The organism is Bacillus cereus group sp. MYBK15-3 (genome assembly GCF_051916765.1).
GTDB lineage: Bacteria > Bacillota > Bacilli > Bacillales > Bacillaceae_G > Bacillus_A > Bacillus_A cereus.
The window spans coordinates 1,485,422-1,508,298 of the sequence record NZ_JBQAHG010000001.1; the positions used below are offsets into that span (position 1 = coordinate 1,485,422).

Here is a 22,877-nt window from a genome sequence, read left to right on the forward strand (position 1 = left end):
ATGTTACACCTCAAATTTATAGCCTACACCCCAAACAGTTTGAATGTAGTTTCCACTTTCTCCAAGCTTCAAGCGCATCGTTTTCACGTGCGTATCTACTGTTCTTGTACTTCCGGCATAATCATATCCCCATACCTTTTCAAGTAATTGCTCCCGGCTAAATACTTGTCCTGTATGCTGACAAAGAAAATATAGTAAATCAAACTCTTTTACAGTAAGAGAAATCGACTCACCATTCGCCTCAATTCGTCTGCTTTTTTCATTGATAAGAATTGGTCCAAATTGAATCTCTTCTTGCTGTTCTTGCTTTGTATATCTTCTTAGTACAGCTTCCATACGTGCAACCAATTCACCAGGACTAAACGGTTTTACAATATAATCATCTGCTCCCATACGTAAGCCATTCACCCTATTCCACTCTTCACCTTTTGCGGTTAAAAATATAATCGGCACATCTGACGTTTTTCTAATTTCTTTACAAACTGAAAGTCCATCCATTTCTGGCATCATTATATCTAATACAACGAAATCATAATGATCCGTTTCTAGTTTTTTAAGAGCCTCTTTTCCGTTTTCAGCTTCTCCCCACTCATATCCAAAGTTATCCAAATACATTCCAACAAGCTGCCTCATATCACTTTCATCATCTACAACTAGCACTCTATATTTATTCATTGTCCTTCCCTTCCCTCTCTATGAGTTGAAACGGTCCTTTTCCGACTTTAATTGTTTGTTTTATTTTCATACTCTTCATATCCATAACGCACACTTCATCACTATCATAACTTGCTACATATCCTTCTGCTCCGCTTTTCAAAAATGAAAATGGATTTGAGCCTATTTCAACGGAAGCTACCTCTTTATACGTACTAGTATCAAATTTTCTAAGCATATTCGAACCGTGGCTTAATGCATATACGTACTTATTATCTTTCGTTATGTTCACAGGCATAAATGGAGCGTGTAAAGAACGTACCATTTCACCGCTCTGTAAAGAATACACTAATACTTTCTCATTCACTTGATTTCCATCACCATGCCCGCCAATCCATATTTCTTTCCCATCAGGACTAATCGTCGCTCCTGTTGATGCTGGCGGAATCATAAAGGATTGAACAACTTCTTTTTTCTTCGTATCAATTGTCGTTAGTTTCGTATCATAAAAGTTTAGTACAGATAACCGATTCTGATACTCTACCATCGTTATAGGCCCTTTTCCTGTTGAAACATTTCCTGTCTCTTTCCCATTTATCGTAAAGAACCTTACCTTTTGAACATTTTGATCAGCAGCAAATAATTGTTTTTTATCTGCTGATACGACCACATTTACAATGCCCTTTCCAGTTTTATATTTTTCCACTTGCCTTCCTTCCGCTAGTGAATATACATACATATATTCTAATTGCTTACCGTATACAAGTATTTCATCGCCATTTGGAAGCAGTGTGATTCCGGCCATTGGCTCATTTAGTTCCCATGTCGTAATTAACTTTTTATCCTTTTTATCAATAAAACTAATACTGCCTTCTTTTATATTCGTAGTTATAATAACATTTTTATCTTTAGCAATTGGTGTATATGAACTTCCTTGACACCCTACTAATAGAAATAAAAAACAGAGAAGAAAAACATACTTTCTCAAAAGATTCCCTCCATCTTCAGATGATTTCGTTATAATTGTAAAATAACAAATAAATGTGTGGAAAGTGTGAAATTCCCCTTTCTTACTCAATTTACATATATAATGTACAACAAATAGAATTTGAGGTGTGTCAATTATGCTATTTCCTGATTTAGCGAATAAAATTGTACGAGAAGTACGCAGACTAATTACAGAAAATATAATTATCATTAATATAGAAGGCGTTATTATCGCAAGTACAGATACAGAAAGAATTGGCCAATTTCATGAAGGTGCACTCCGCTGCGCTAAACAAAAGAAAACCGTCATCATTACAAAAGAAGATGAAAGGCGATTGCAAGGTGTAAAGGCTGGGATGAATCTTCCTCTATTATTTCATGATGAAGTAATCGGTGTCATTGGGATTACCGGAGAACCTGAAAATATTTCACGCTACGGAGAAATATTGCGTAAGATGACCGAATTATTAATTCATGAAAACTACTTTTTAGAGCAATTAGAACTTGAGCACCGTTCTTATGAAGCTTTTGTCTTTGATTGGCTTCAAAATACAGAGTGGTCCCCGAGTTTTCTTGATCGTGCCAAAACACTTGGCATTGATTTATATAAGAAAAAACAACTTGTTTTGTTTTCTATTGGCAAAAATGACACAATGCTCCAGCGTAAAATATGGCAACATGTACGAAATATTTTAACAAAAGAGCATCTATTTGTTCGCTGGGGAAATGATCGTTTTATTTTATTTACAGCGATGAGCTCCAAAGAACAAACTTATCAGTTTTTAAAACGGTTAAAACAAGACTGCGAAGCTTTATTTTCTATTCCTTTATATATCGGGATTGGGCAAACAGTTACCCCAAACAATATGAACATATGTTACGAACAAGCATTACGTGCTCTTTCTGTATCATTGGAAACGAAAAAAATTGTATTTAATGAAGATTTACGTTTAGAAATGTGTTTACAAGATATTTCTGTCGAAACGCGTGAACAATTTCTAAAGCGTACCATCGAAAGCTTACTATCATCTCCTGAGCTTATGCACACTTTACGCTTATTTATCGATTATAACCAATCTTATAAACAGACAGCTAAACAATTACATATACACATTAACACCTTACATTATAGGCTAAAAAAGATTGAAGAACATACAGGACTTGATCCAAAACAATTCAAAGACTTAAACGTTTTATACTTCGCACTCCTCCTATTAGATAATCATACAAAAAAGAACGATAAAATAGATTAATCTTTAGATGATTATACATAGAAAGAATCCCTCGACTTTTTTATCATTATAATGAAAGCACTGTTACCACGTTGTTTATTATAACTAAACACGTTAACAGTTTGAGGGGGATTTCCAATGTTAGAAAAACAAATTATTCATTCATTCGTATCTATTGTTGGCGAAGATAATGTAGATACATCCAATATGGGGCGTTTAACTTATAGTTATGATGCCACTCCAAACTTCCAAGCAATGCCTGATGCAGTCATTGCTCCTCGTAATACAAATGAAGTAGCTGAAGTGTTAAAAGTATGTAACACTCACAAAATTCCTGTGTATGTGCGCGGGTCTGGAACAAATCTTTGCGCAGGAACATGTCCACTTGAAGGCGGTATCGTCCTTATTTTCCGCCATATGAACAATATTTTAGAAATTGATGAAGAAAACTTAACAATTACTGTACAAGCTGGTGTCATTACACTTGATATTATTAAAGCGGTAGAAGAAAAAGGTTTATTTTATCCACCAGATCCAAGCTCGATGAAAATTTCTACAATCGGCGGTAATATTAATGAAAACTCAGGTGGATTACGCGGTTTGAAATATGGCGTAACACGTGATTATGTAATGGGGCTTGAACTTGTCTTACCAAATGGTGATATTATTCGCACTGGTGGTAAATTAGCAAAAGATGTAGCTGGTTACGATTTAACTCGTTTATTTATCGGTTCTGAAGGAACACTTGGCGTGGTAACAGAAGCCATATTAAAACTTGTTCCTATGCCTGAAACAAAGAAAACAATGCTTGCATTATATGAAGATATTAATGAAGCTGCACGTGCTGTTTCTTCTATTATTGCAAATAAAATCATTCCAGCAACACTGGAGTTTTTAGACCAACCGACAATTGAAGTAGTAGAAGAGTTTGCACAAATCGGTTTACCTACAGATGTAAAAGCAATTTTATTAATCGAACAAGACGGTCCACCCGAAGTAGTCAATCGAGATATTGAAAAAATGGCTAACGTTTGCCACTCTATGAATGCAGTTGATGTTCGCGTTGCAAAAGATGAGACGGAAGCAGATGCGCTTCGTACCGCTCGCCGTAGTGCCCTATCAGCGCTCGCACGATTAAAACCTACTACAATATTAGAAGATGCAACTGTACCACGTTCACAAATAGCTCCAATGGTTGAAGCTATTAATACCATTGCAAAAAAATATAATATTCCTATTTGTACGTTTGGACACGCTGGTGATGGTAACTTACATCCAACTTGTATGACAGACGCTCGTAATGCAGAAGAAATGCATCGAGCTGAACAAGCTTTTGCTGAAATATTTGCGAAAGCAATTGAACTTGGTGGCACAATTACTGGTGAACATGGTGTTGGTGCGATGAAAGCTCCATATTTAGAAATGAAATTAGGTAAGGAAGGTATTGCAGCTATGCAAGGAATAAAGCAAGCTTTCGATCCAAATAACATTATGAATCCTGGAAAAATGTTCGCGAAAGACACCCGAAAAAGAGTGGTGGTTGAGCGATGACGACATTGAATAAAGAAAATATTCAAAAAGAATTTAAAGAACGATTAAATGAAGATGAATTACTAAACTGTATGCGATGCGGTTTTTGTTTACCTACTTGTCCTACCTACATTCAATCCGGATATAAAGAGTCACATTCACCGCGCGGACGTATCGCATTAATGAAAGCTGTCGTTGATGGTTTAATCGAACCAGATGAAGATGTTGAGAATACATTAAACGTTTGTCTTGGTTGCCGTGCTTGTGAACCTGTTTGTCCATCTGGTGTAAATTATGGGCATTTATTAGAAGAAGCTCGTGATATTATTAATCAAAATAAAAAATTCTCGGTGCCAGTGAAAGCTGTTCGAAAAGTCGTTTTTGAAGGATTATTCCCCCATCAAAATCGAATGAGAACATTAACTGGACTAATCGGATTTTATCAACGTTCTGGTTTACAAACGCTAACACATAAAACAGGGATTATGAAGTTATTCCCCGAAACACTTGCAACGATGGATCTCGTTTTACCAAAAGTCCCTAAAATGAAAGCGATGAAAGATCGTCCTTCATTTTTACCTGCAGAAAGTACAAAGAAAAAACAAGTTGCATTCTTCACAGGCTGCTTAATGGATACGATGTTTTTAGAAACAAATAACGCAACGATGAAACTTCTTCAATTAGCTGGTTGTGATATCGTTATTCCGAAAACACAAAGTTGCTGCGGTGCATTGCATGGACATGCTGGTGAAAAGAGTGGAGCAAAAGAATTAGCAAAGCGCAATATAAAAGCATTCGAAGACTTAAACATCGACTATATTATTACGAATGCAGGTGGTTGCGGAGCTTACCTCGTAGACTATGATTATCTTTTAAAGGATGATCCGGATTGGGCTGAACGTGCTAAGCAGTTTGTTTCTAAGATTAAAGATATTACTGCTATACTAGTAGAACTAGACTTCCATAAGCGAACTGACTTACGACTCACGCCGCAAGTTATTACGTATCAAGACTCTTGTCATTTACGCAATGTTATGCGCACATCTTCTGAACCTCGTATGTTACTAGAGGCTATCCAAGGTGCAACATATCGAGAAATGAAAGATGCCGATCGTTGCTGTGGCTCTGCTGGTATTTACAATATTGTTCATTCAGAGTTATCAATGGAATTTCTAGATTACAAAATGGACCGTGTGCATGAAACAGAAGCAGCAACCATTGTTACTGCAAATCCAGGTTGTTTATTACAAATGAAATTGGGTATTGAGCGAGAAGGGCTTTCTCATAAGATGAGAGGAATTCACATTGTGGATTTATTATTAGAAGCAATTGAAACTAACTCGTAACAACTCGTAACATACGTAATAATAGGAAAACGGCTATCTCCTTCGTCTATGTAAAGAGATAGCCGCTTTTTTGTCTGCTACAACATTAAAAATATGTTACTTTATTATAAAAAAGAACAACAGAAACATTACAGTTTTGTAAAAATCAATCCATTATATTCCTTAAAAAATCGCTCAAACCATTGATACAATAGGATTCTTCATTTTCTATTTAGGTAACTTTATCCAAAAATCCCCTCTTAAAACCAAGTATAAAAACACTATAAATTCCTTTTATACTCTATATTTCTCTTATTTTTGCTCCCTCCTTCTCTTAGGATAAATTAGGTAATTTTAAAGTCTATGAATTTTTTTCCATCTTTTTTCTCGCAAATTGTATGCTACGATGAATTTGTCAGTCAGACAGGCTGTCAAAAACAAATCGTGTGAAAACAAATTAAAACTTTATATAGGGGGACACACATCATGAAAAAGCGTGTTTTATTATCTGTAGCTGCTGCAACAGCTCTTACTTTAGGAGTATCTTCTCTAGATGCACAAGCTGCAACAGTACAACCATCTAACGTAAAGGTTCAAAATATTCAGCATTCAAAAGTGATGATGAAACAAATGAGCCAACAAGAATTACAAGCATTCTTACAATCTATGGGAGTTGAATCATTAGCACAATGGCAACAAGGAAACTTCCAACCAAACTGCTTCATTCCTGGTCAACAACCTACTGAAAATGTTGTAACTGAGCAACCAACAGCTAAGCCAGAAACTCAAAAGCCAGTTGAACAAAAACCTGCCGAGCAAAAGCCTGCTGAAGAAGTTCAAAAACCAGAAGCTCAAAAACCTGCTGAAAACAACAATACTCAAAAACCTGCTGAACAAAAACCAGCTGAGCAAAAGCCTGCTGAAGAAGCAAAATCTTTAAGCGAGTTTGAACAACGTGTTGTTGAATTAACAAACGCTGAGCGTGCAAAACAAGGCTTACCAGCACTAAAAATCGATACTGAATTAAGCAAAGTAGCACGTATTAAGTCTGAAGATATGCAAAAAAACAACTACTTTGATCATAACAGCCCTACATATGGGTCTCCGTTTGACATGATGAAGAAATTTGGTATTTCTTATACATCTGCAGGTGAAAACATCGCTCAAGGTCAACGTACACCTGAAGAAGTAGTACAAGCTTGGATGAACAGCGCTGGACACCGTGCAAACATCTTAAATAACGGCTTCACTCACATCGGTGTTGGTTATGTAGAAAGCGGCAACTACTGGACACAACAATTTATTACGAAGTAAATAGATTAAAAGAGTCTTCTCATGAGAAGACTCTTTTTTAAGTTTCATAGCTTTCTATTATGTATGAATAGAAAATATATAACATAAACAACATAGATCCACAGCTTATTACACTAAGCAATACATAAAATCCCCACTCTAAGTTCAAAAACAATGAAAACAATATGCCACATGCCATCACTTGAAAAATTCGTCTACTTACTAAACGAATTTTTTGTAATTTAATTGGATCTTTTTCTTTGCCTTTTATTTTCTTAAATTCTTTACTCAGCATAAAAAGAAACATACTAATCCCAATCGTTAATCCTGTTTGAAAGGATATCAACTCCCCCAAATTAATAAAGAGGATAAGCATATGAATAAACAACATAAATAACGTAATTTTCTTTATAAATCCGCCTATAATACCATGCTCTCTTTCATTAAACTTAAATATATTATGTGAAATAATATACAAAAATCCATATGAAAAAATAATAAAACAAGGAATAAATGCTACAACAACTTGTTTACTCATAAACTCGTTTGGCTCACCATTTACATTCCAATGTACTGCCATACGATTTGGTAAATAGGGATAGAGAAATAGAGTAAGTAAAAGACAAGCGAAAAATATTCCAAGTACATACTTATATTTGATCAAGTGATTCTCACCTCTCTTTTCTCTTAACGGCTTCGCTTCTTTTAGAGAAATCCCTGCAAAAATCTACTTTTTTCAAGTTAAAACTTATACTTTACGCATTTTCTTTTTGAAATTCTTTTATTTTTTTATTTAACTTTGTAGGAAACGGCACATCAACTTCAATTGCTTCTTTCGTAATTGGATGCAAGAAATTTATCTTCATCGCATGCAATGCTTGACTGGACATATATTTTGTTTGTCCACCATATAATACATCCCCAACTAGTGGATTACCATTATGACTCATATGAACACGAATTTGATGTGTTCTACCCGTTTCTAATTGTAACGTTACGAAAGTCGTGTTTTGCTTCTTAAAATACTTTTCTACTTTATAATATGTGATAGCTTGGTCACCTTTTGGAGAAATACGACGCCTTGTAGCATGATGGCGGTCCCTTCCGATAGCAGCATCAATCTTTCCTTGTTTCTTCTTTACTTTCCCTTCAACGAGCGCTGCGTACGTTCTTTTAATTTTTCTTTCCATTAATAGACGATCCATAATTGCACCAGCAATTCTATGCTTAGCAAACACGACACCACCTGTCGTATCTTTATCTAAACGATGAATATGACGCACCTTCGTCTCTAAACCTTGCATTTGAAAATGAAAAGCAACAAGATTTGCAAGCGTCCCGGTTCCACCTTTTTCAGCAGGGTGTGTGTCCATTTGCTCTGGTTTATTTACGATAAGTACGTGATCATCTTCGTATACTACATGTAATTCACCATATTCTGGATCTACACCGTACTCTTCCTCCGCAAACATATGGACTTGTAACTTATCGTTCTCTTTTAAAAGCTCATTCCATCTTCTTTGTTCCCCGTTAACCGTAACACCTTTTTCCATACGAAGCTGATGTAATAGCTTTTTCGGTATTTCCCATTCTACTTTTAATACCGATTCAATACTTATACCATTCCATTTAGCTGGAACGATAATTTCACACCATTCGCCCTTTTTCTTTGTTTCCATACTGTTTATCACCTTATTTCTATTGATTCTCTCATTGTAACGGAAAACACACTTTGATGCACTGTCAAAAATAGAGGACAGTCTTATAATAGACTGCCCCTCAAGCTCTAAGTCTTTTCATTTCTAATAATACTTCTTCAGCTTTTTGTTCATACGATAAATCTTTAAAGAAATCCGCCAACCTTTTATAATCATTGTAAGCATCTAATAAATCGTCCATCTTTTCTATTTTCATCACTTGTTGTTTTTGTTTCATTTTTACTGGATAGCGATAACCTGATACTTCTTGTATTTTATAATACTCATCCTCTACTTGAACGACCTTTACAAGTTCTTCCTCTTCTGCATCCATCGTATACCCGTCAAATTCTCTAAGTAGTTCATAAATGATATGAGTCCATTCATCTTTTGGATAAAATCCTTTTTCTAACCGATAACCGACAATGCGATACATATGCCCATCGTTCTCGGCAAACTGTACTGTATCATTTAACTTAAACTTAAAATAACGAAACATTGCCTTCACCTACTTATTATGTAATGTTCTTATCACATACTATTTGCAAAATGTAGGCTTTGCTATTCATAAAAAATGCTCATCAATATGATGAGCATTTTTTATGATGATTTTTCTCGTTTTTTTCGAAATGGTAACCACCAGTTCCAGTCTCCAAATAACTTCATTAAGCTTGGTACGAGCATAAGACGAATAATTGTTGCATCAAGAAATATTGCTAATGCAACGCCAAGACCCATCTGCTTTACTGGTAAAATATCAGTAAATGCGAATGCACCAGTTACAACAATCATTATTAAAGCAGCTGATGTAATGATTCTACTTGTTGAAACGAGCCCTTCTAACGTTGCTTGATCGTTATCTCCTGTTTCTTCATAGAGCTCATGAATACGTGAAATAAGAAATACTTCATAATCCATACTAAGCCCAAATACGAGGCCAAAAATGAAGATTGGTAAGACAAACAGAACCGGACTTGCTTCTAAACCGAAATGACCACCTTCAAATAACCAAACAACAATTCCAATGGTTGCACTTAAACTAAGTATATTCATAACAATTGCCTTAATTGGAATGAGTATAGATCGGAATGCAAATAATAATATAACAAAGGTCGATCCAAATATAACAGACATACCAATTACAACTTTATCTTTAATTTCATCTTCTAATTCTTGTTGAAACGTCGTCATTCCGCCTAGATAATACGTAACATCCGTTTCTTTATAGTTCTTTTTAAAGTCACGTACCCACTGTTTTGCAGTCTCTGTACGTGGTTTTGTTTTCAAAAAGATTTCTATCGTCGTCTTATTCCCTTGCGTGTATGCTTCAAATACAGGAGTTAGTTTCGCTGATTCTGGCGACTGCAATATTCCAACAACTTGATCTGCTTTCATTCCAGTTAACCCGTCGTATAAACTTCTTACTTCATGTACTTTCTTATCATCTTTTAACTTTTGAACGACTTCTTCTATCTTTTGTAGACTTTCTTTTTCTTTCATATCTTTTTTCGTCTCTACAACTAACGTAACATCAGCGTGTGTTTTGACAGTTTCATTAAATGCTTCTTCATACTTTTCATATGCAATCCTTGTATCACTCTTTTCAGGTAAAGCTTCAACACCAGGGAACTGTAAATTAGCTGTACGTAACGGTAATAAGCAAATAACAATAAATGTTGTAACAACAATAATCATTGCAATTGGATGTTTCATCACAAATTGTGCAAATTTACGCCATGCTTTTGCCGGCGTATGTGCTACTTGATTCTTTTTTAATATTCTTTTACCTATTAACGATAATAGTGCTGGAAGAAGTGTGAGTGAGAATAAAATGCTCATAATGACAACAATCATTCCACTAATCGCGACAGATTGAATATAATCTATCTTAAAGAAAAACAAACCGGATAACCCAACAAATACGCATAATCCTGAAAATACAATCGCACGTCCTGCCGTTTGATATGTAATTGCTATCGCTTCTTTTACCGCTCGTTTAGCAACTTCCTCTCGAAAACGGTTCACAAATAATAGCGCAAAATCAATAGATAATGCAAGTCCAATCATCGGTGCAACGTTTAACACGAAAATAGATAGTTCTTTATCAACACCGATGAAATACAATATCCCCATCGTACTAATAACACTAAGCGCCCCATTCAAAATCGGTAAAATTGATGCCAAAAGACTACCAAACGAAAATAGTAATACAAGAAACGCAATTGGTAATCCAATCATTTCTGCTACTTTTAAATCATTTTGCGTTCTTTCATTAATCTCTTGATTAATTTTCGGAAATCCTGTAGGTGTTACTTTTAATGCTACATTACTTTCTTTCTCAATCTCATCAGCAAATTGTAATGTCTTTTCCATTCTTTCTTTATTTGTTTTCCCGGAAAATAAAATTGTCGCATAACCGATGTCATCTTGTAGCATTTCTTTATTTTGGATTGGGTGATGGAAAGATTCATAGCTCTCTTTCTCTTGAACATTCTTTACAATTTCATCTATTCGCTTTTTAAATTCCTCATGCGAAGCATCTTTATTTTTCTCAAAAACGAGCAGAAGCGTATCTTGAGACTTCTTAAAATCTTGATCTAAAATTTCTTTTGTTTTTTGATAGTCGCCTTCCGTTTGGAAACCGTCACCACCTAATACTCCCGGTAGCTTTGGAGCAAAAATCCCAAGTGCGATTGCGAGCAACAGTAACGCTACAATTACTGTATAACGAAACTGATACAAAAAGGCTCCTAACTTCCCCCACTTATCAACTTTATGTACGTTTGTCTTCACACATTTTCACCTACTTTAAATAATTCAATTGTCACTTATACTGTATCACATCTTGATATAAACAAAAAACGTCTGGAAAAACTATAATAATAGTTTTTCCAGACGTTTTTCTATCTCTCTTTATTAAACCCTAATCTCTCAGTAAGTAAACGATGGTAGTAAATCGCGATAATTAACAAAATACCACCTACGCAGTAACCAGCTAAAATATCAGTTGGGTAATGTACATTTAAAATGACTCTACTTAATCCAATCGATAGAATTACTATACCCATCAAAATCGTTGTGACACATTTCCCAGCTACGCTTTTCAAATTAGCAGCAATGATATAAGTAAGAAATCCAAATGTCATAATCGATAGCATTGCATGTCCACTAGGAAAACTATATCCAAGTGCATCTAGCGCTTCATTTAATGACGGACGTTCTCTCTTTACAATCTCTTTTATCCCTTTATTCACAAGATGTGTTATTAAAATCCCCATTGGATATACAATCATCGCAGCATAATAACGCTTCTTCCAAAAAACAAGCAAGCTTATAACGAGCGTAGCGACTATCCCAATTGCTGATCCCAATTTTGTAAAGTACGAGAAAAATATAAGAGAACTTTCCGTTTGTAGCCCTCTTACTAATCCACGGACATATGTATCCATCACTGTAACGCCACCTGCATGTACGCGCCAAGCAACAATACCAAATACAGCAAATAACAAACCGATACACATTACCTCATACTGATGTAACTTCTTCTTCAAACGATTTCCTCCTACTATGAAAAAAATGCGATTTCTACTTTAGAAACCGCATTTCCTTACTTATTTACCTTTTGTTTTTAGCTCTGTCCAGTAACGATCATAGTCTTTTAACTTATCGTCTACATCAACAAGCCATTCTGTACGATCTAACTCTTCTTTCGTTAAGAAAATCATGTGATTATCACGGTATTCTTTACTATGAAGAGGATGAGCTTTTTCATTTGGATTACTGTAACCAATTGACTCGTAGTTTTTCACACTTACTTTTTCATCTAGTAAGTAGTTCATAAATTTCTCAGCAAGCTCTTTATGTTTTGCACCTTTTGGAATTGCTAACGTATCAGCCCAAATTGTGCCGCCTTCTTTCGGTACAACATATTCTACATCTTTATTATCTTTTGCGATAAATGCTGCATCTCCAGACCAAACTGTTCCGATCCAAGCATCTTCTGTAATGAATTTTTGTTTAATGTTATCTGTATCAAATGCTAATAAGTTTGGAAGCAGCTTCTTTAAATCATCTGCTGCTGTCTTTAATTGTGCATCGTCTTTCGTACTGTTTGAGAACCCGTGCTTCTTAAGACCCACTCCTAATACTTCACGAGAATCGTTCAGTAACGTTACATGTCCTTTATATTTCTCATTCCATAAGTCCGCCCAGCTTGTAGGTGCTTCTTTCACATACTTTTTATTGTATGCAATCCCTGTTACACCCCAAGTGTACACTAAAGAATATTTATTCTCTGGATCAAACGCAGGTGTTTTGAAATTAGAAACCATATTTTCGATATTCGGGATATTCTTTTTATCTAACGGCGCTAATAAGTCCATTTTCGCCATTGTTTTAACCATGTAATCCGACGGCTGGATTAAGTCATACTTTGCGCCACCAGCTTGTAATTTCGCAAGCATTTCTTCATTACTTGCGTACTTGTCATAGTTAATTTTCACATTATATTTCTTTTCAAAATCTTTTAGCACTTGCTCATCAAAATTGTCAGCCCAGCTATAAATATTTAATTCTTCTTTCTTTTCACCACAACCAGCAAGCACACCAGCAACAAGGCTAAAACTAATTGCTGCGCCAGCTATTCTTTTCATTAATTTCATCGGTTTATTACCCCCTTGTACTTTCTATATCGTTCGTATTATAAAGGAAGGTGTCCTCCAGAGTTTTCTTCACCATCTGCACCTTTGTTCCGGAAGATTTCAGATAGAACCATTAATCCTACGATAGCAACAATTAAAATTGTAGAAAGAGCATTAATTTCTGGTGATACTCCGCGCTTAACCATACTGTAAATATATAATGGCAATGTTGTTGATCCTGGTCCTGATACGAAGAAACTAATTACAAAATCATCAATTGATAATGTGAATGTTAATAATGCTGCCGAAATAACTCCCGGTGCAATTGCTGGGAACGTTACATAACGAAACGTTTGCCAAGGCGTTGCTCCTAGATCATTTGCAGCTTCTTCTAAGTCACGTCCCATACTTGAAAGACGCGCAGCTAAAATAACAACAACAAACGAAATACTAAATGTAATATGTGCAATAATAATCGTTGTTTGTCCAAGTTCCATTCCTAACTGGCTGAAAAGAATTAGTAAAGATAATCCCATTAAAATATCAGGAATTAAAATTGGTAAATATACAAGGCCATTAATAGCCCCTTCGAAACGATATTTATAACGATGTAAAGCAATTGCAAAGAATACACCAAGTACCGTTGTCACAATCGTTGTTATAACTGCAATCGTAATACTATTTACAAATGCATCAATAACATCTTGTTTTTGAAATAAATCTGTATACCAATGGAATGTAAAACCTTCCCACTCCGCATTAATGCGAGAGTCGTTGAAAGAATAGACCATTAAAACCATCATTGGAAAATACAAGAATAACAAAATTAACCAAGAATAAGAAACTAAAAACTTCTTCATCTTTGCCTATTCCCCTCCGTTCTCATTATATTTATATACTTTCGTTGCACGATAATATAAGTAAATTAACAGAACAGAGAATAGAACAACGATAATCGATAACGCAGATCCAAATGGCCAGTCACGTGCACCTAAGAATTGATTTTGAATAACGTTTCCGATTAATGCTACTTTCGATCCGCCCATCACGTCTGATACAACAAACATTCCGATAGAAGAAACGAATACTAAAATAGAACCAGTCGCAATTCCTGACATAGTCATCGGCACTGTTATATTCCAAAATGCCTTTATTGGTGTTGCTCCTAAATCATAAGCCGCTTCTAGCTTACGCTTATCCAGCTGCTCAATTGCTGCATACACTGGTAAAATCATAAATGGTAATAAAGAATAGACCATTCCGAGTATTACAGAAGGAGTATTATATAATAAATTTAACGGTTCACTAATAATGCCAAGCTTTAATAACAACGTATTCACAAGACCTTGTGAACGTAAAATAACAATCCATGCGTATGAACGAACAAGAAAGTTAATCCAAAACGGGATCGTTGCCAATAATAAAAGAATAGAGCGGTATTTGCGGTCAACAATTGTAATTGTATACGCAAACGGATAACCAATTAATAAACATATTACTGTTGTAATAACTGCGATCTTAACAGTTTCCCATAACGTTCCTAAGTACAAAGGATCAAACACACGGGATATATTCTCCAGCGTAAATTGCATTTCTACTGTCCCGTAAGCTCCGCGCTGCATGAAGGCGAATCCTAATACGAATACGAGCGGGATTAGGAAGAAAATTAACAGCCACGCGACTGTAGGTAGTGCGAGTAATTTCCCTTTTTTCAATTTAAGGTCACCTCGTCCTCTTGCTCCCAGCCTACATATACATTATCTCCAATGCTCCACTGCGCTGCCTCTTCAGCAGTTTGATATGCCATTAGTAATTCTGATGTTTTCTCATCACGTACATAAAGCTTCTCCATATTTCCGACAAACTCGATATCTTCAATATGTCCAAGATGGTATTCTTTTAAAATTGACTCTTCAACCGAACGTACTTTTACATTTTCAGGGCGAATTGCTACATAGCCTTCCCCGTTTTTCACAATATTATTTTCACCGATGAATGTCGCAACGAACAATGTTTTCGGCTTATTATAAATTTCTTTCGGTGTTCCGATTTGTTCGATATGTCCTTTATTCATAACTACAATACGATCGCTCATGCTCATTGCTTCTTCTTGATCGTGCGTTACGTATATGAACGTAATTCCTAAATTACGTTGTAAGTTTTTCAATTCACGTTGCAAGTCTTTTCGTAACTTAAAGTCAAGCGCTCCAAGTGGCTCATCTAATAGTAATACACGCGGATTATTTACAATCGCTCTTGCAATTGCAACACGCTGCTGTTGTCCACCAGAAAGCTTCGCAGGTTTACGATTACGGAACTCAAGTAACTGCGTTAAACGCATTGCCTCTTCAGCACGCTCTTTCTGCTCTGCTGCTGATACTTTCTGCATTTTCATACCAAAACAAATATTCTTCTCTACTGTCATATGTGGGAATAGTGCGTAATGTTGGAACACTAGGTTCATATGACGCTTATATGGCGGCAAATCGTTAATTCTTTCAGCATCTAATAAAAGATTCCCTTTAGTTGGAGTTTCAAATCCTGCGATCATACGAAGTAAAGTCGTTTTCCCGCAGCCACTCGGTCCTAAAATTGTTAAAAACTCTCCCTCTTTAATATCTAAAGAAAGAGGTGGGATAATCACTTGATTTCCAAAATGTTTTTCAACTGCTTCAACTTTAATAATCTTTTTCATTTTCCCGTCCTATCTACCTTAAATTTTTAATTTTTATATTCATGAATAAATATTTATGTTCTATAGACTATTTTTTGTTTCGATCCAAACAAAAATGATTATTTAACAAGCGTTCGTTTCTATTCTTTATGTAGTATGTTGGATTCATTTTCGCATGATACATAACGTCGAACAGAAAAACCCCTTCCATTGCGAAGGGGCTATTATCATACGGCTACGCCTACTGATAAACACCATCATCATTTTAACAACTTTCGTATGAATTTTAAAGCACTTTTTGTAGAAGAGTAACGAATTTTCATGTCGAATGCTGTAGATTGGGCTAAAATGCTTTTATAATGTGAAAAAGTCCGAAAACTTTCTTTCCCATGATAACCCCCTAATCCACTACTTCCAACACCCCCAAAAGGTAAATATGGCGTGGCAAGATGATAGACAACATCATTAATACAGCCTCCACCATATGAAATATTACTCGTCACTTTCTTTTGTACTTCTTTATCTTCAGAAAATACATATAACGCTAACGGCTTCGGATGTTGCTGGATTGTGCCAATTACATCTTCTATGTTGTCGTACTCTATGATTGGTAAAATCGGACCAAAAATTTCATCTTCCATAACAGTATCTTTCCATGTAATATCCGCTAGTACTGTCGGTTCAATATGTAATGTATCTTTCTTATAGTTTCCACCAATTACGACTTGACCATCTTGTAAGAATCCACATAATCGTTCAAAATGACGCTCACTTACAATACGCACATAATTTTCATTTCGCAAAGGTTCTTTACTATACTGCTCTGTAATTTCATGTCGCAGTGCCTCAATTAGCTTTTCTTTCACGGAAGAATGCACATACATATAATCAGGCGCTACACACGTCTGCCCTGCATTTAAAAACTTACCCCAAACAATTCTTCTTGCTGTCATCTCTATCTTTGCATCTTTATGTACAATACAAGGACTTTTCCCGCCAAGTTCTAAAGTGAGCGGTGTCAACTGTTTCGCTGCTGCTTCCATTACAACTTTTCCAACTCCAACACTACCAGTAAAGAAAATATAATCAAACGGTTCCCTCAGCAAAGATGTACTCTCTTCAACGCCACCTTCTACTACCGCTACAAGCTCTTCTGGGAATAATTCATCTAACATTCTCTTAAGCACTTTTGAAACGCTTGGCGTTAACTCTGACGGCTTTAAAACGATTGTATTTCCAGCTGCCAGTGCTCCTACAAGTGGTGCAATTGCTAATTGAAAAGGATAGTTCCACGGTGCAATAATAAGCGTCACACCATACGGTTCTGGCACTACTTTTCCTTTTGATCCAAAATGAGTGAGTGCTGTTCGAACTCGTTTCGGTTTACTCCACGATGACATATGTTTCAATTGAAAGGAAATTTCTTTTAATACATATCCAACTTCCGTTGTAAACGACTCGTGAACTGACTTATTTAAATCTAATTTCAATGCCTGAAATATTTCTTCTTCAAAACGCTGAATGCCTTCATAAAGCTTCTTCAAATTATTCTTTCTCATTTCGATGCTTCTCGTATGCCCTTTTAAAAAATATTCCTTTTGCCTACTTACAATAGAGGAAATACTCATTCACTCACCTTCTCCCACTATTTTTATCCAATTCTTTCATTATTTATATAGACTTCATATATAACAAATTTCTATTCTTAAGGTTACATTATATATGACTTTTTCAGCTATATAAAATTCATTGCTCACAAAAAAACTACCGAAAGAAAATCTCTCGGTAGTTTTACTGTATTAACGATATAAACGAACAGCACCTGCAGAATTATCATCAGCTTGTCCTACTACTTCAAATTTCAAACCAAGCTTCGGTAAAATACGTCCTGCATCTGGAATCTGTTGATTAATATACGTTTTAGAATCATCAAACTTTGGTACGCCTGCTAAACCATCATACGTAAATGTTCCACGCGTTGGAGATACGACTTTCCAAGCTGGCGTTTTGTCGAATGAGAACGCTGCATCAGCGATTTGGAATCGTGTACTACTCTTAACTGTTGGTTTACCATTTAAAGTACCAACAATTGCTTCTGGATGAGAATCAACTACACCAAGGAAACCGTGTCCTGGATGTACACCAACCCAGTTATCTGTATAAGCTGAATCTGCATACCATACAACCATACCAGTGTTAAATACTGGACCGCGAGCAAATTTCAACGCGTTATCTGCCCCAGCATAGTTTCTCCACTCAACATAGTAGTTATGTTTTTTCTTCTCTGTTCCGTTAGATACAACGAAACCATCTAATTTTAATTGTGGTGTACCTTCTGCGTCATCAGAGAATGCTACTTTACCATCTACTGTTAATGAAGCATTATCAAGAGCGAATCCATTTAATGCTAAACCACCATCAGTAATGTAATCAAATGTTAATTTTACTTTCTTGCCTTTGAATTGACTTAAATCATATGATTTGTCAATCCATTTTCCATTTGTCGAATCTGCATTTCCACTATTTGCTTTCTCACCAAGTCTTTCAATTAACGTTTGTTGACCATCTTCCGTTACAGCGTGTACTTCAAGGAAATCATACTCTGCTTCAATTTCATATAATGATTTGAAGTCAAATTTTGCAGTCGTTGCATTTGTTAAATCGAACAGTGGTGTTTCCATCTTCGTATGAAGATCATCACCTTTTGTGCTGTAGTAATACTGTTTTCCAAATGCCGGCTCAATTGTTTTTATATCTTTGTCTGGTAAGTTAACACGAATCATACCCGGACGGTTAGATTTCGTAACACTTTGATCCAAATATGTCGCTAGACCGATACCTTTATTTAATTTCTCGTAATCTACTTCTACGATATTTGCCCAGTTACCACCGATTGTTTTTTGGAAAAACTCTTTATTTTGTGGTGAGAAACTCGTTGGCGTCGTTCCAGCGATTTTACCAGCCCAGCTTCCGCCACTCATAATAGACCAAGCTTCAATCGGCTCACCTTGACCACTATATTGTGTATCGTACTCATCTGGAAGACCTAAATCGTGACCATATTCATGTGCGAATACACCAACCGCTCCATCTTCTGGTTCAATTGTGTAGTCGAATGCTGCCATCTTTCCACCCCAATATGGTACTTTCGCTTGTGTACCTTCAATTGGGAATGGCTTTGGTCCAACTGTCCAACGGTGCGACCAAATTGCATCATCGCCTAATTTACCACCGCCTGCTTCTTGTCCAACACCCGCATGAATAATCATTAAGTGATCGATTAAACCGTCTGGTTGATTTTTATTTCCATCACCATTTACATCGTATTGATCAAATTGGTCGAACTCTGATAAATCAATACCACTATCTACAGCTGCTTTTAATGCATCTTTTACTAAATCACGTGGCCCTTTTGGTCCTTTATTATCATGGCCGCCGCTAGCAGCATCTGCACCGTAATCAGCCGCCTTACCAGGAACTGTTAACCATTTTGTAACTGTTCCGTCCACTGTGTAACTACCACCAGATTGTTCTTCGTAATATTGTTTAAACGTTTCAATTTTACTTCCATCATCTAATGTAAATGGCTCGTTGCCGAATAACATTTTTTCATAATGTTCTTTATTAAAATCGTTAGAATACATATATCCAGGCTCTTTGTCGATATTATTATGTTTAAAGTCAGCGTACTCTACAAGTAAAACGAGTACTTTGTCTTTACGAACTTCACCGTTATAGTCTTTTTGTTTCGCTGGAGAAGTTGGTACTTTACCATTTAGACCGCCTTTAACTGGGCCTGTCGCTGCAGGTGTGCCTGTTGCTGGTTGATTTAATTTTTCTTTCGTGTCTGCTTTCGCATCTTTCACTTTCTTTAAAAAGTCGGATGCATCTTTCGTAAGTTGGTCCCCATTCGCTGCTTCTTTCCCAGGATTTTCACCCTTTTTGTTCTCTACATACTTTTCGACTGCTTTCTTTGTTTCTGTCTCTGAAGCCTTCGAATCAATTACCCCACGTTTTTTTAATGCATCTGCTAAACGTTCTTCCGGAATTAAATGATCATCAACTGGGCTCGTAGCTGTTTTATTCACAGGCGTTTCAGCATATGCAGATTGAGTGCCAACTCCGAATGAAAGGCCTAATACAGCTGTCAATGCGATTGATGACAAAACTTTGAACGGTTTCTTGTTCATCCCTTATTTCCTCCCCTAATAAATAATATGTATTACAAATTGAATTTTATTAAAAATTCAATATTTTTTCAATATTTAGTCATATTATGTAATGTTTTTAATATATTTGTAAAAATTTCATAGTTAGCATACGAATATATCACAATTCAACAATGTTTTCTGAAAATATTGAAAGTTTTTATCGAACAATTTATAATTTCCATAGAGGGAGTTTAATGGGGATTTTATCTTTGTTTCATCTACACAATATTTGATAATTCACTATATAAAACACAAAATCGGATTGCATTATCATGTATTCTGTAGCAGCAATTATGACCGATAATTAGGGAGGAATTACATTTGTACAAAGATAAGACAGACGCACTGGATCAAGAATGGATTGATTTAATACTTGAAGCTCTAGATGCTGGTATCGCCATGCAAGACATCGAGCAATTTTTCCAACGTATGAAGCCATCCAGTCAGGCTCAATAGGTTTGTTCTTTTTAACGAAGTTTATGTTATAATAATGACATCATAAGACAACTACATATTGATAGAAAGGTGCGCAAATATGATTGGAGAACGTATAAAACGCCTTCGTTTACAAAAAGGGATTTCATTAACTGAACTTGCCGAAAAAGCTGGCGTTGCTAAATCTTACATTAGTTCTATAGAACGAAATTTACAAAAAAACCCTTCCATTCAGTTTCTTGAAAAGATCGCAGCAGTTCTACAAATTCCAGTTGATACTTTACTTCATGATGAAACAACAAAGGAAACTAACCTAGACTCCGAATGGACACAACTCGTTAAAGATGCAATGAACTCTGGTGTCTCCAAAGAACAATTTCGTGAATTTCTTGAATTTACAAAGTGGAAGCAAAATCAAAAATAATAATAGAAAGAAGTGCTTACAACCAGCACTTCTTTTTCTTTATAAAAAAAAAAAGCGGGAATACCCGCTTTTTTTTTATTTTTCTTCCCCAGCTTCTTGGTTAGCATTGAATGTCCATTCTAAATTCAATGTATCACCTTGGAAGATATTTTGATCTTTTCCATCATCTACAAATTCAAATTGTACCCATAGATAATCCTCTGTACCAGCTGCTAATCCACCCTTTTCTCCCCACTCAGGAGCAAAGATATCTTTAGCTAAAAGATCTGGATCAACTTTTTGTAAGTCTGCTAAAGTTGTTTCGTATACAGGCTCACTTTGTTTATCCCAGTTCCAAAGGAATTTTACTTTAACGTGCTTACCAAAGTCTTCACCAGCATTATCACCTTTTGCATCTTTAACAGTATACTTTGTTGCTAATTTAACGTCTTTAATAGTTAACGAACCGCTGTTTTGTAATAAGAACTCTTTCTTAACAGAATCCCCTGGTTTTAAATCTTTAATATCTACAAGCGTCTTAGGGTTTAATGTAAGGTCTAACGTCCCAGCTGCAAATGTATTGTTTGATACTTCTTTATCGCTAAAGAATGCAAATGTTCCTCCACCAATTAAAGCTAACCCCAATGCTGCTGATGCAACTCCCATACCTAATTTCTTTTTCAGACTCACAATCAATTCCCCCTAGCTTTTTTTTATATTTTTATCACTTATTTTTCAATAAGAGATGTAAAGAAAACTATATTAGCTTAGCTAATATGCGTTCTTTTTTAAAAACCTTATGTTCATTATAACGAACAACCCTATATAAACACAACACATATTTATTAATATTTTCAGTTATTTTTATTTCTCAATATCATTTAGACTTTTCAGAAAAAAACAATGATAATTTATAACTTTTTTCACACTCAAATCATTTAATACTATAAGAAAAAAGAAAAACAAAGAGGTGAGGGCTAACGTTCCCTCACACTCGTATAAATATTACTAGTCTTGCTTATTCGTTCACTCTCTCTTACACCACATTCTTGTTTTCCGGCTGTTTCACTAAAGCAGTTACTCCGCTTTCTTTTGCTCTTCTACTTTCTTCTGTTCTTCTACTTTCTTCTGTTCTTCTGCTTTCTTCTGTTCTTCTACTTTCTTCTGTTCTTCTGCTTTCTTCTGTTCTTCTACTTTCTTCTGTTCTTCTGCTTTCTTCTGTTCTTCTGCTTCAATTGCAACGTTTAATTGTTGCTGAAGAGCCTGAATTTGCTCATCAATAGCTTTCAAGCTAATTTCTTTCTCAATATAGTCACGCTTCTCTTTGATACTGCGGAAGCCTTCATTTACATATATGGACACTTGCTGCATCGATTCATCTTTATTTACCTTTAATTCTTCTTGTATTTGATTGTAAGGAGCTTCTATTTCAGTATATACATTTTGCAGGGCTTCCTTCTCAGCAACAATTTTCTCACGCCCTTGTTGCCATACAGAAATCGCCTGTTTTATTTCTTCAATAGAAGTTGCTTTCGATTTTCCCTTCATCGTTCCATACTCACGCTCAATAAACTGTTTATGTTTCTCAGATTGCTCTTTTAACGTATTAACTGTTTTCGGAAATATAATTGCTGTAGAAAGCGTCGCTTCTACTTTCGTTTCATGAATGAACGCCGCTTCTGTATGCGTCATAATTTGAGATCCTAAATAAAACGTAATAGAACACATACACGGCAATATAAGCATCTTTTTAAAATTACGCGGTCTTTTCAGCATCTTAATCTCTCCCATCGAAC

The 22,877-nt window shown here is 35.6% G+C and carries 21 protein-coding genes; 6 read left to right on the forward strand and 15 right to left on the reverse strand.

Annotated features, from left to right (window positions below; all coding sequences use genetic code 11):
* Nucleotides 1–3: 3 nt before the first annotated feature.
* On the reverse strand, nucleotides 4–675 hold the full coding sequence (locus tag ACTFR8_RS07680) for a response regulator transcription factor (RefSeq protein ID WP_001046400.1): 672 nt from the start codon (nucleotides 673–675) through the stop codon (nucleotides 4–6).
* Nucleotides 668–1,642 (reverse strand): YncE family protein, encoded by a 975-nt coding sequence (locus tag ACTFR8_RS07685; protein ID WP_001234148.1) that lies wholly within the window; start codon nucleotides 1,640–1,642, stop codon nucleotides 668–670. The genes ACTFR8_RS07680 and ACTFR8_RS07685 overlap by 8 nt, the downstream gene beginning before the upstream one ends.
* Nucleotides 1,643–1,778: 136 nt before the next feature.
* Here ACTFR8_RS07685 and ACTFR8_RS07690 point away from each other — a divergent pair, with 136 nt between their 5' ends.
* From ACTFR8_RS07690 to ACTFR8_RS07705, 4 genes are all read left to right on the forward strand, one after another.
* A complete protein-coding gene (locus tag ACTFR8_RS07690) occupies nucleotides 1,779–2,894 on the forward strand; it encodes a CdaR family transcriptional regulator (protein ID WP_025967035.1) in 1,116 nt (371 codons plus the stop codon).
* 117 nt (nucleotides 2,895–3,011) lie between these two features.
* Nucleotides 3,012–4,424 (forward strand): glycolate oxidase subunit GlcD, encoded by a 1,413-nt coding sequence (gene glcD, locus ACTFR8_RS07695; protein ID WP_000890754.1) that lies wholly within the window; start codon nucleotides 3,012–3,014, stop codon nucleotides 4,422–4,424.
* Nucleotides 4,421–5,749, forward strand: a complete 1,329-nt coding sequence (locus ACTFR8_RS07700) for a (Fe-S)-binding protein (protein ID WP_025967033.1) — start codon at nucleotides 4,421–4,423, stop codon at nucleotides 5,747–5,749. The genes glcD and ACTFR8_RS07700 overlap by 4 nt, the downstream gene beginning before the upstream one ends.
* Before the next feature lie 465 nt (nucleotides 5,750–6,214).
* The gene (locus ACTFR8_RS07705; protein WP_000747596.1) at nucleotides 6,215–7,042 is read left to right on the forward strand and encodes a CAP domain-containing protein; all 828 of its coding nucleotides are present in this window, start codon (nucleotides 6,215–6,217) and stop codon (nucleotides 7,040–7,042) included.
* 37 nt (nucleotides 7,043–7,079) lie between these two features.
* Here the strand turns inward: ACTFR8_RS07705 and ACTFR8_RS07710 are convergent, their stop codons facing one another.
* From ACTFR8_RS07710 to inhA1, 11 genes are all read right to left on the reverse strand, one after another.
* Nucleotides 7,080–7,685, reverse strand: a complete 606-nt coding sequence (locus tag ACTFR8_RS07710) for a DUF1648 domain-containing protein (RefSeq protein ID WP_025967031.1) — start codon at nucleotides 7,683–7,685, stop codon at nucleotides 7,080–7,082.
* A 91-nt stretch (nucleotides 7,686–7,776) separates the two neighbouring features.
* Complete coding sequence (locus ACTFR8_RS07715; protein ID WP_000448320.1) at nucleotides 7,777–8,700, reverse strand: RluA family pseudouridine synthase; 924 nt, start codon at nucleotides 8,698–8,700, stop codon at nucleotides 7,777–7,779.
* A gap of 100 nt (nucleotides 8,701–8,800) precedes the next feature.
* Complete coding sequence (locus ACTFR8_RS07720; RefSeq protein ID WP_000490301.1) at nucleotides 8,801–9,217, reverse strand: hypothetical protein; 417 nt, start codon at nucleotides 9,215–9,217, stop codon at nucleotides 8,801–8,803.
* Between the two features lie 101 nt (nucleotides 9,218–9,318).
* Nucleotides 9,319–11,511 (reverse strand): MMPL family transporter, encoded by a 2,193-nt coding sequence (locus ACTFR8_RS07725; protein WP_100619518.1) that lies wholly within the window; start codon nucleotides 11,509–11,511, stop codon nucleotides 9,319–9,321.
* Nucleotides 11,512–11,621: 110 nt separating this feature from the next.
* Entirely contained in the window at nucleotides 11,622–12,269 is a 648-nt protein-coding gene (locus tag ACTFR8_RS07730) for a phosphatase PAP2 family protein (protein WP_114556292.1), read from the reverse strand.
* Between the two features lie 60 nt (nucleotides 12,270–12,329).
* A complete protein-coding gene (potD, locus tag ACTFR8_RS07735) occupies nucleotides 12,330–13,379 on the reverse strand; it encodes a spermidine/putrescine ABC transporter substrate-binding protein PotD (protein ID WP_000772485.1) in 1,050 nt (349 codons plus the stop codon).
* Between the two features lie 38 nt (nucleotides 13,380–13,417).
* Nucleotides 13,418–14,218 (reverse strand): spermidine/putrescine ABC transporter permease PotC, encoded by an 801-nt coding sequence (gene potC / locus ACTFR8_RS07740; protein WP_000714192.1) that lies wholly within the window; start codon nucleotides 14,216–14,218, stop codon nucleotides 13,418–13,420.
* A gap of 6 nt (nucleotides 14,219–14,224) precedes the next feature.
* Nucleotides 14,225–15,073: a spermidine/putrescine ABC transporter permease PotB gene (gene potB, locus ACTFR8_RS07745; protein WP_000715500.1), complete on the reverse strand. Its 849-nt coding sequence runs from the start codon at nucleotides 15,071–15,073 to the stop codon at nucleotides 14,225–14,227.
* Entirely contained in the window at nucleotides 15,070–16,053 is a 984-nt protein-coding gene (potA, locus tag ACTFR8_RS07750; RefSeq protein ID WP_000720318.1) for a spermidine/putrescine ABC transporter ATP-binding protein PotA, read from the reverse strand. Before potA ends, potB begins: the two co-directional genes overlap by 4 nt.
* 239 nt (nucleotides 16,054–16,292) lie before the next feature.
* The gene (locus ACTFR8_RS07755) at nucleotides 16,293–17,660 is read right to left on the reverse strand and encodes an aldehyde dehydrogenase (protein WP_000028383.1); all 1,368 of its coding nucleotides are present in this window, start codon (nucleotides 17,658–17,660) and stop codon (nucleotides 16,293–16,295) included.
* 171 nt (nucleotides 17,661–17,831) lie between these two features.
* Entirely contained in the window at nucleotides 17,832–20,222 is a 2,391-nt protein-coding gene (gene inhA1 / locus ACTFR8_RS07760; protein WP_001035951.1) for a M6 family metalloprotease immune inhibitor InhA1, read from the reverse strand.
* Between the two features lie 342 nt (nucleotides 20,223–20,564).
* Here inhA1 and ACTFR8_RS07765 point away from each other — a divergent pair, with 342 nt between their 5' ends.
* Both ACTFR8_RS07765 and ACTFR8_RS07770 read left to right on the forward strand, forming a co-directional pair.
* The gene (locus tag ACTFR8_RS07765) at nucleotides 20,565–20,699 is read left to right on the forward strand and encodes an anti-repressor SinI family protein (protein ID WP_000276219.1); all 135 of its coding nucleotides are present in this window, start codon (nucleotides 20,565–20,567) and stop codon (nucleotides 20,697–20,699) included.
* A 79-nt stretch (nucleotides 20,700–20,778) separates the two neighbouring features.
* A complete protein-coding gene (locus ACTFR8_RS07770) occupies nucleotides 20,779–21,102 on the forward strand; it encodes a helix-turn-helix domain-containing protein (protein WP_000578885.1) in 324 nt (107 codons plus the stop codon).
* Nucleotides 21,103–21,177: 75 nt separating this feature from the next.
* On the opposite strand, the gene calY is transcribed toward ACTFR8_RS07770, so the two are convergent.
* Together calY and ACTFR8_RS07780 are read right to left on the reverse strand one after the other, a co-directional pair.
* Entirely contained in the window at nucleotides 21,178–21,771 is a 594-nt protein-coding gene (calY, locus tag ACTFR8_RS07775) for a biofilm matrix protein CalY (protein ID WP_000053713.1), read from the reverse strand.
* A gap of 387 nt (nucleotides 21,772–22,158) precedes the next feature.
* Nucleotides 22,159–22,872 (reverse strand): DUF4047 domain-containing protein, encoded by a 714-nt coding sequence (locus tag ACTFR8_RS07780; RefSeq protein WP_080025828.1) that lies wholly within the window; start codon nucleotides 22,870–22,872, stop codon nucleotides 22,159–22,161.
* Nucleotides 22,873–22,877: the final 5 nt, after the last annotated feature.

Excerpts from the sequence above, each read along its gene's own strand:
- ACTFR8_RS07680 (WP_001046400.1), bottom strand. The coding sequence starts at position 675 with ATGAATAAATATAGAGTGCTAGTTGTAGATGATGAAAGTGATATGAGG.
- ACTFR8_RS07690 (WP_025967035.1), top strand. The coding sequence starts at position 1,779 with ATGCTATTTCCTGATTTAGCGAATAAAATTGTACGAGAAGTACGCAGA.
- glcD (WP_000890754.1), top strand. The coding sequence starts at position 3,012 with ATGTTAGAAAAACAAATTATTCATTCATTCGTATCTATTGTTGGCGAA.
- ACTFR8_RS07700 (WP_025967033.1), top strand. The coding sequence starts at position 4,421 with ATGACGACATTGAATAAAGAAAATATTCAAAAAGAATTTAAAGAACGA.
- ACTFR8_RS07705 (WP_000747596.1), top strand. The coding sequence starts at position 6,215 with ATGAAAAAGCGTGTTTTATTATCTGTAGCTGCTGCAACAGCTCTTACT.
- ACTFR8_RS07715 (WP_000448320.1), bottom strand. The coding sequence starts at position 8,700 with ATGGAAACAAAGAAAAAGGGCGAATGGTGTGAAATTATCGTTCCAGCT.
- ACTFR8_RS07720 (WP_000490301.1), bottom strand. The coding sequence starts at position 9,217 with ATGTTTCGTTATTTTAAGTTTAAGTTAAATGATACAGTACAGTTTGCC.
- potD (WP_000772485.1), bottom strand. The coding sequence starts at position 13,379 with ATGAAATTAATGAAAAGAATAGCTGGCGCAGCAATTAGTTTTAGCCTT.
- potC (WP_000714192.1), bottom strand. The coding sequence starts at position 14,218 with ATGAAGAAGTTTTTAGTTTCTTATTCTTGGTTAATTTTGTTATTCTTG.
- potA (WP_000720318.1), bottom strand. The coding sequence starts at position 16,053 with ATGAAAAAGATTATTAAAGTTGAAGCAGTTGAAAAACATTTTGGAAAT.
- ACTFR8_RS07755 (WP_000028383.1), bottom strand. The coding sequence starts at position 17,660 with ATGAGTATTTCCTCTATTGTAAGTAGGCAAAAGGAATATTTTTTAAAA.
- inhA1 (WP_001035951.1), bottom strand. The coding sequence starts at position 20,222 with ATGAACAAGAAACCGTTCAAAGTTTTGTCATCAATCGCATTGACAGCT.
- ACTFR8_RS07770 (WP_000578885.1), top strand. The coding sequence starts at position 20,779 with ATGATTGGAGAACGTATAAAACGCCTTCGTTTACAAAAAGGGATTTCA.
- ACTFR8_RS07780 (WP_080025828.1), bottom strand. The coding sequence starts at position 22,872 with ATGGGAGAGATTAAGATGCTGAAAAGACCGCGTAATTTTAAAAAGATG.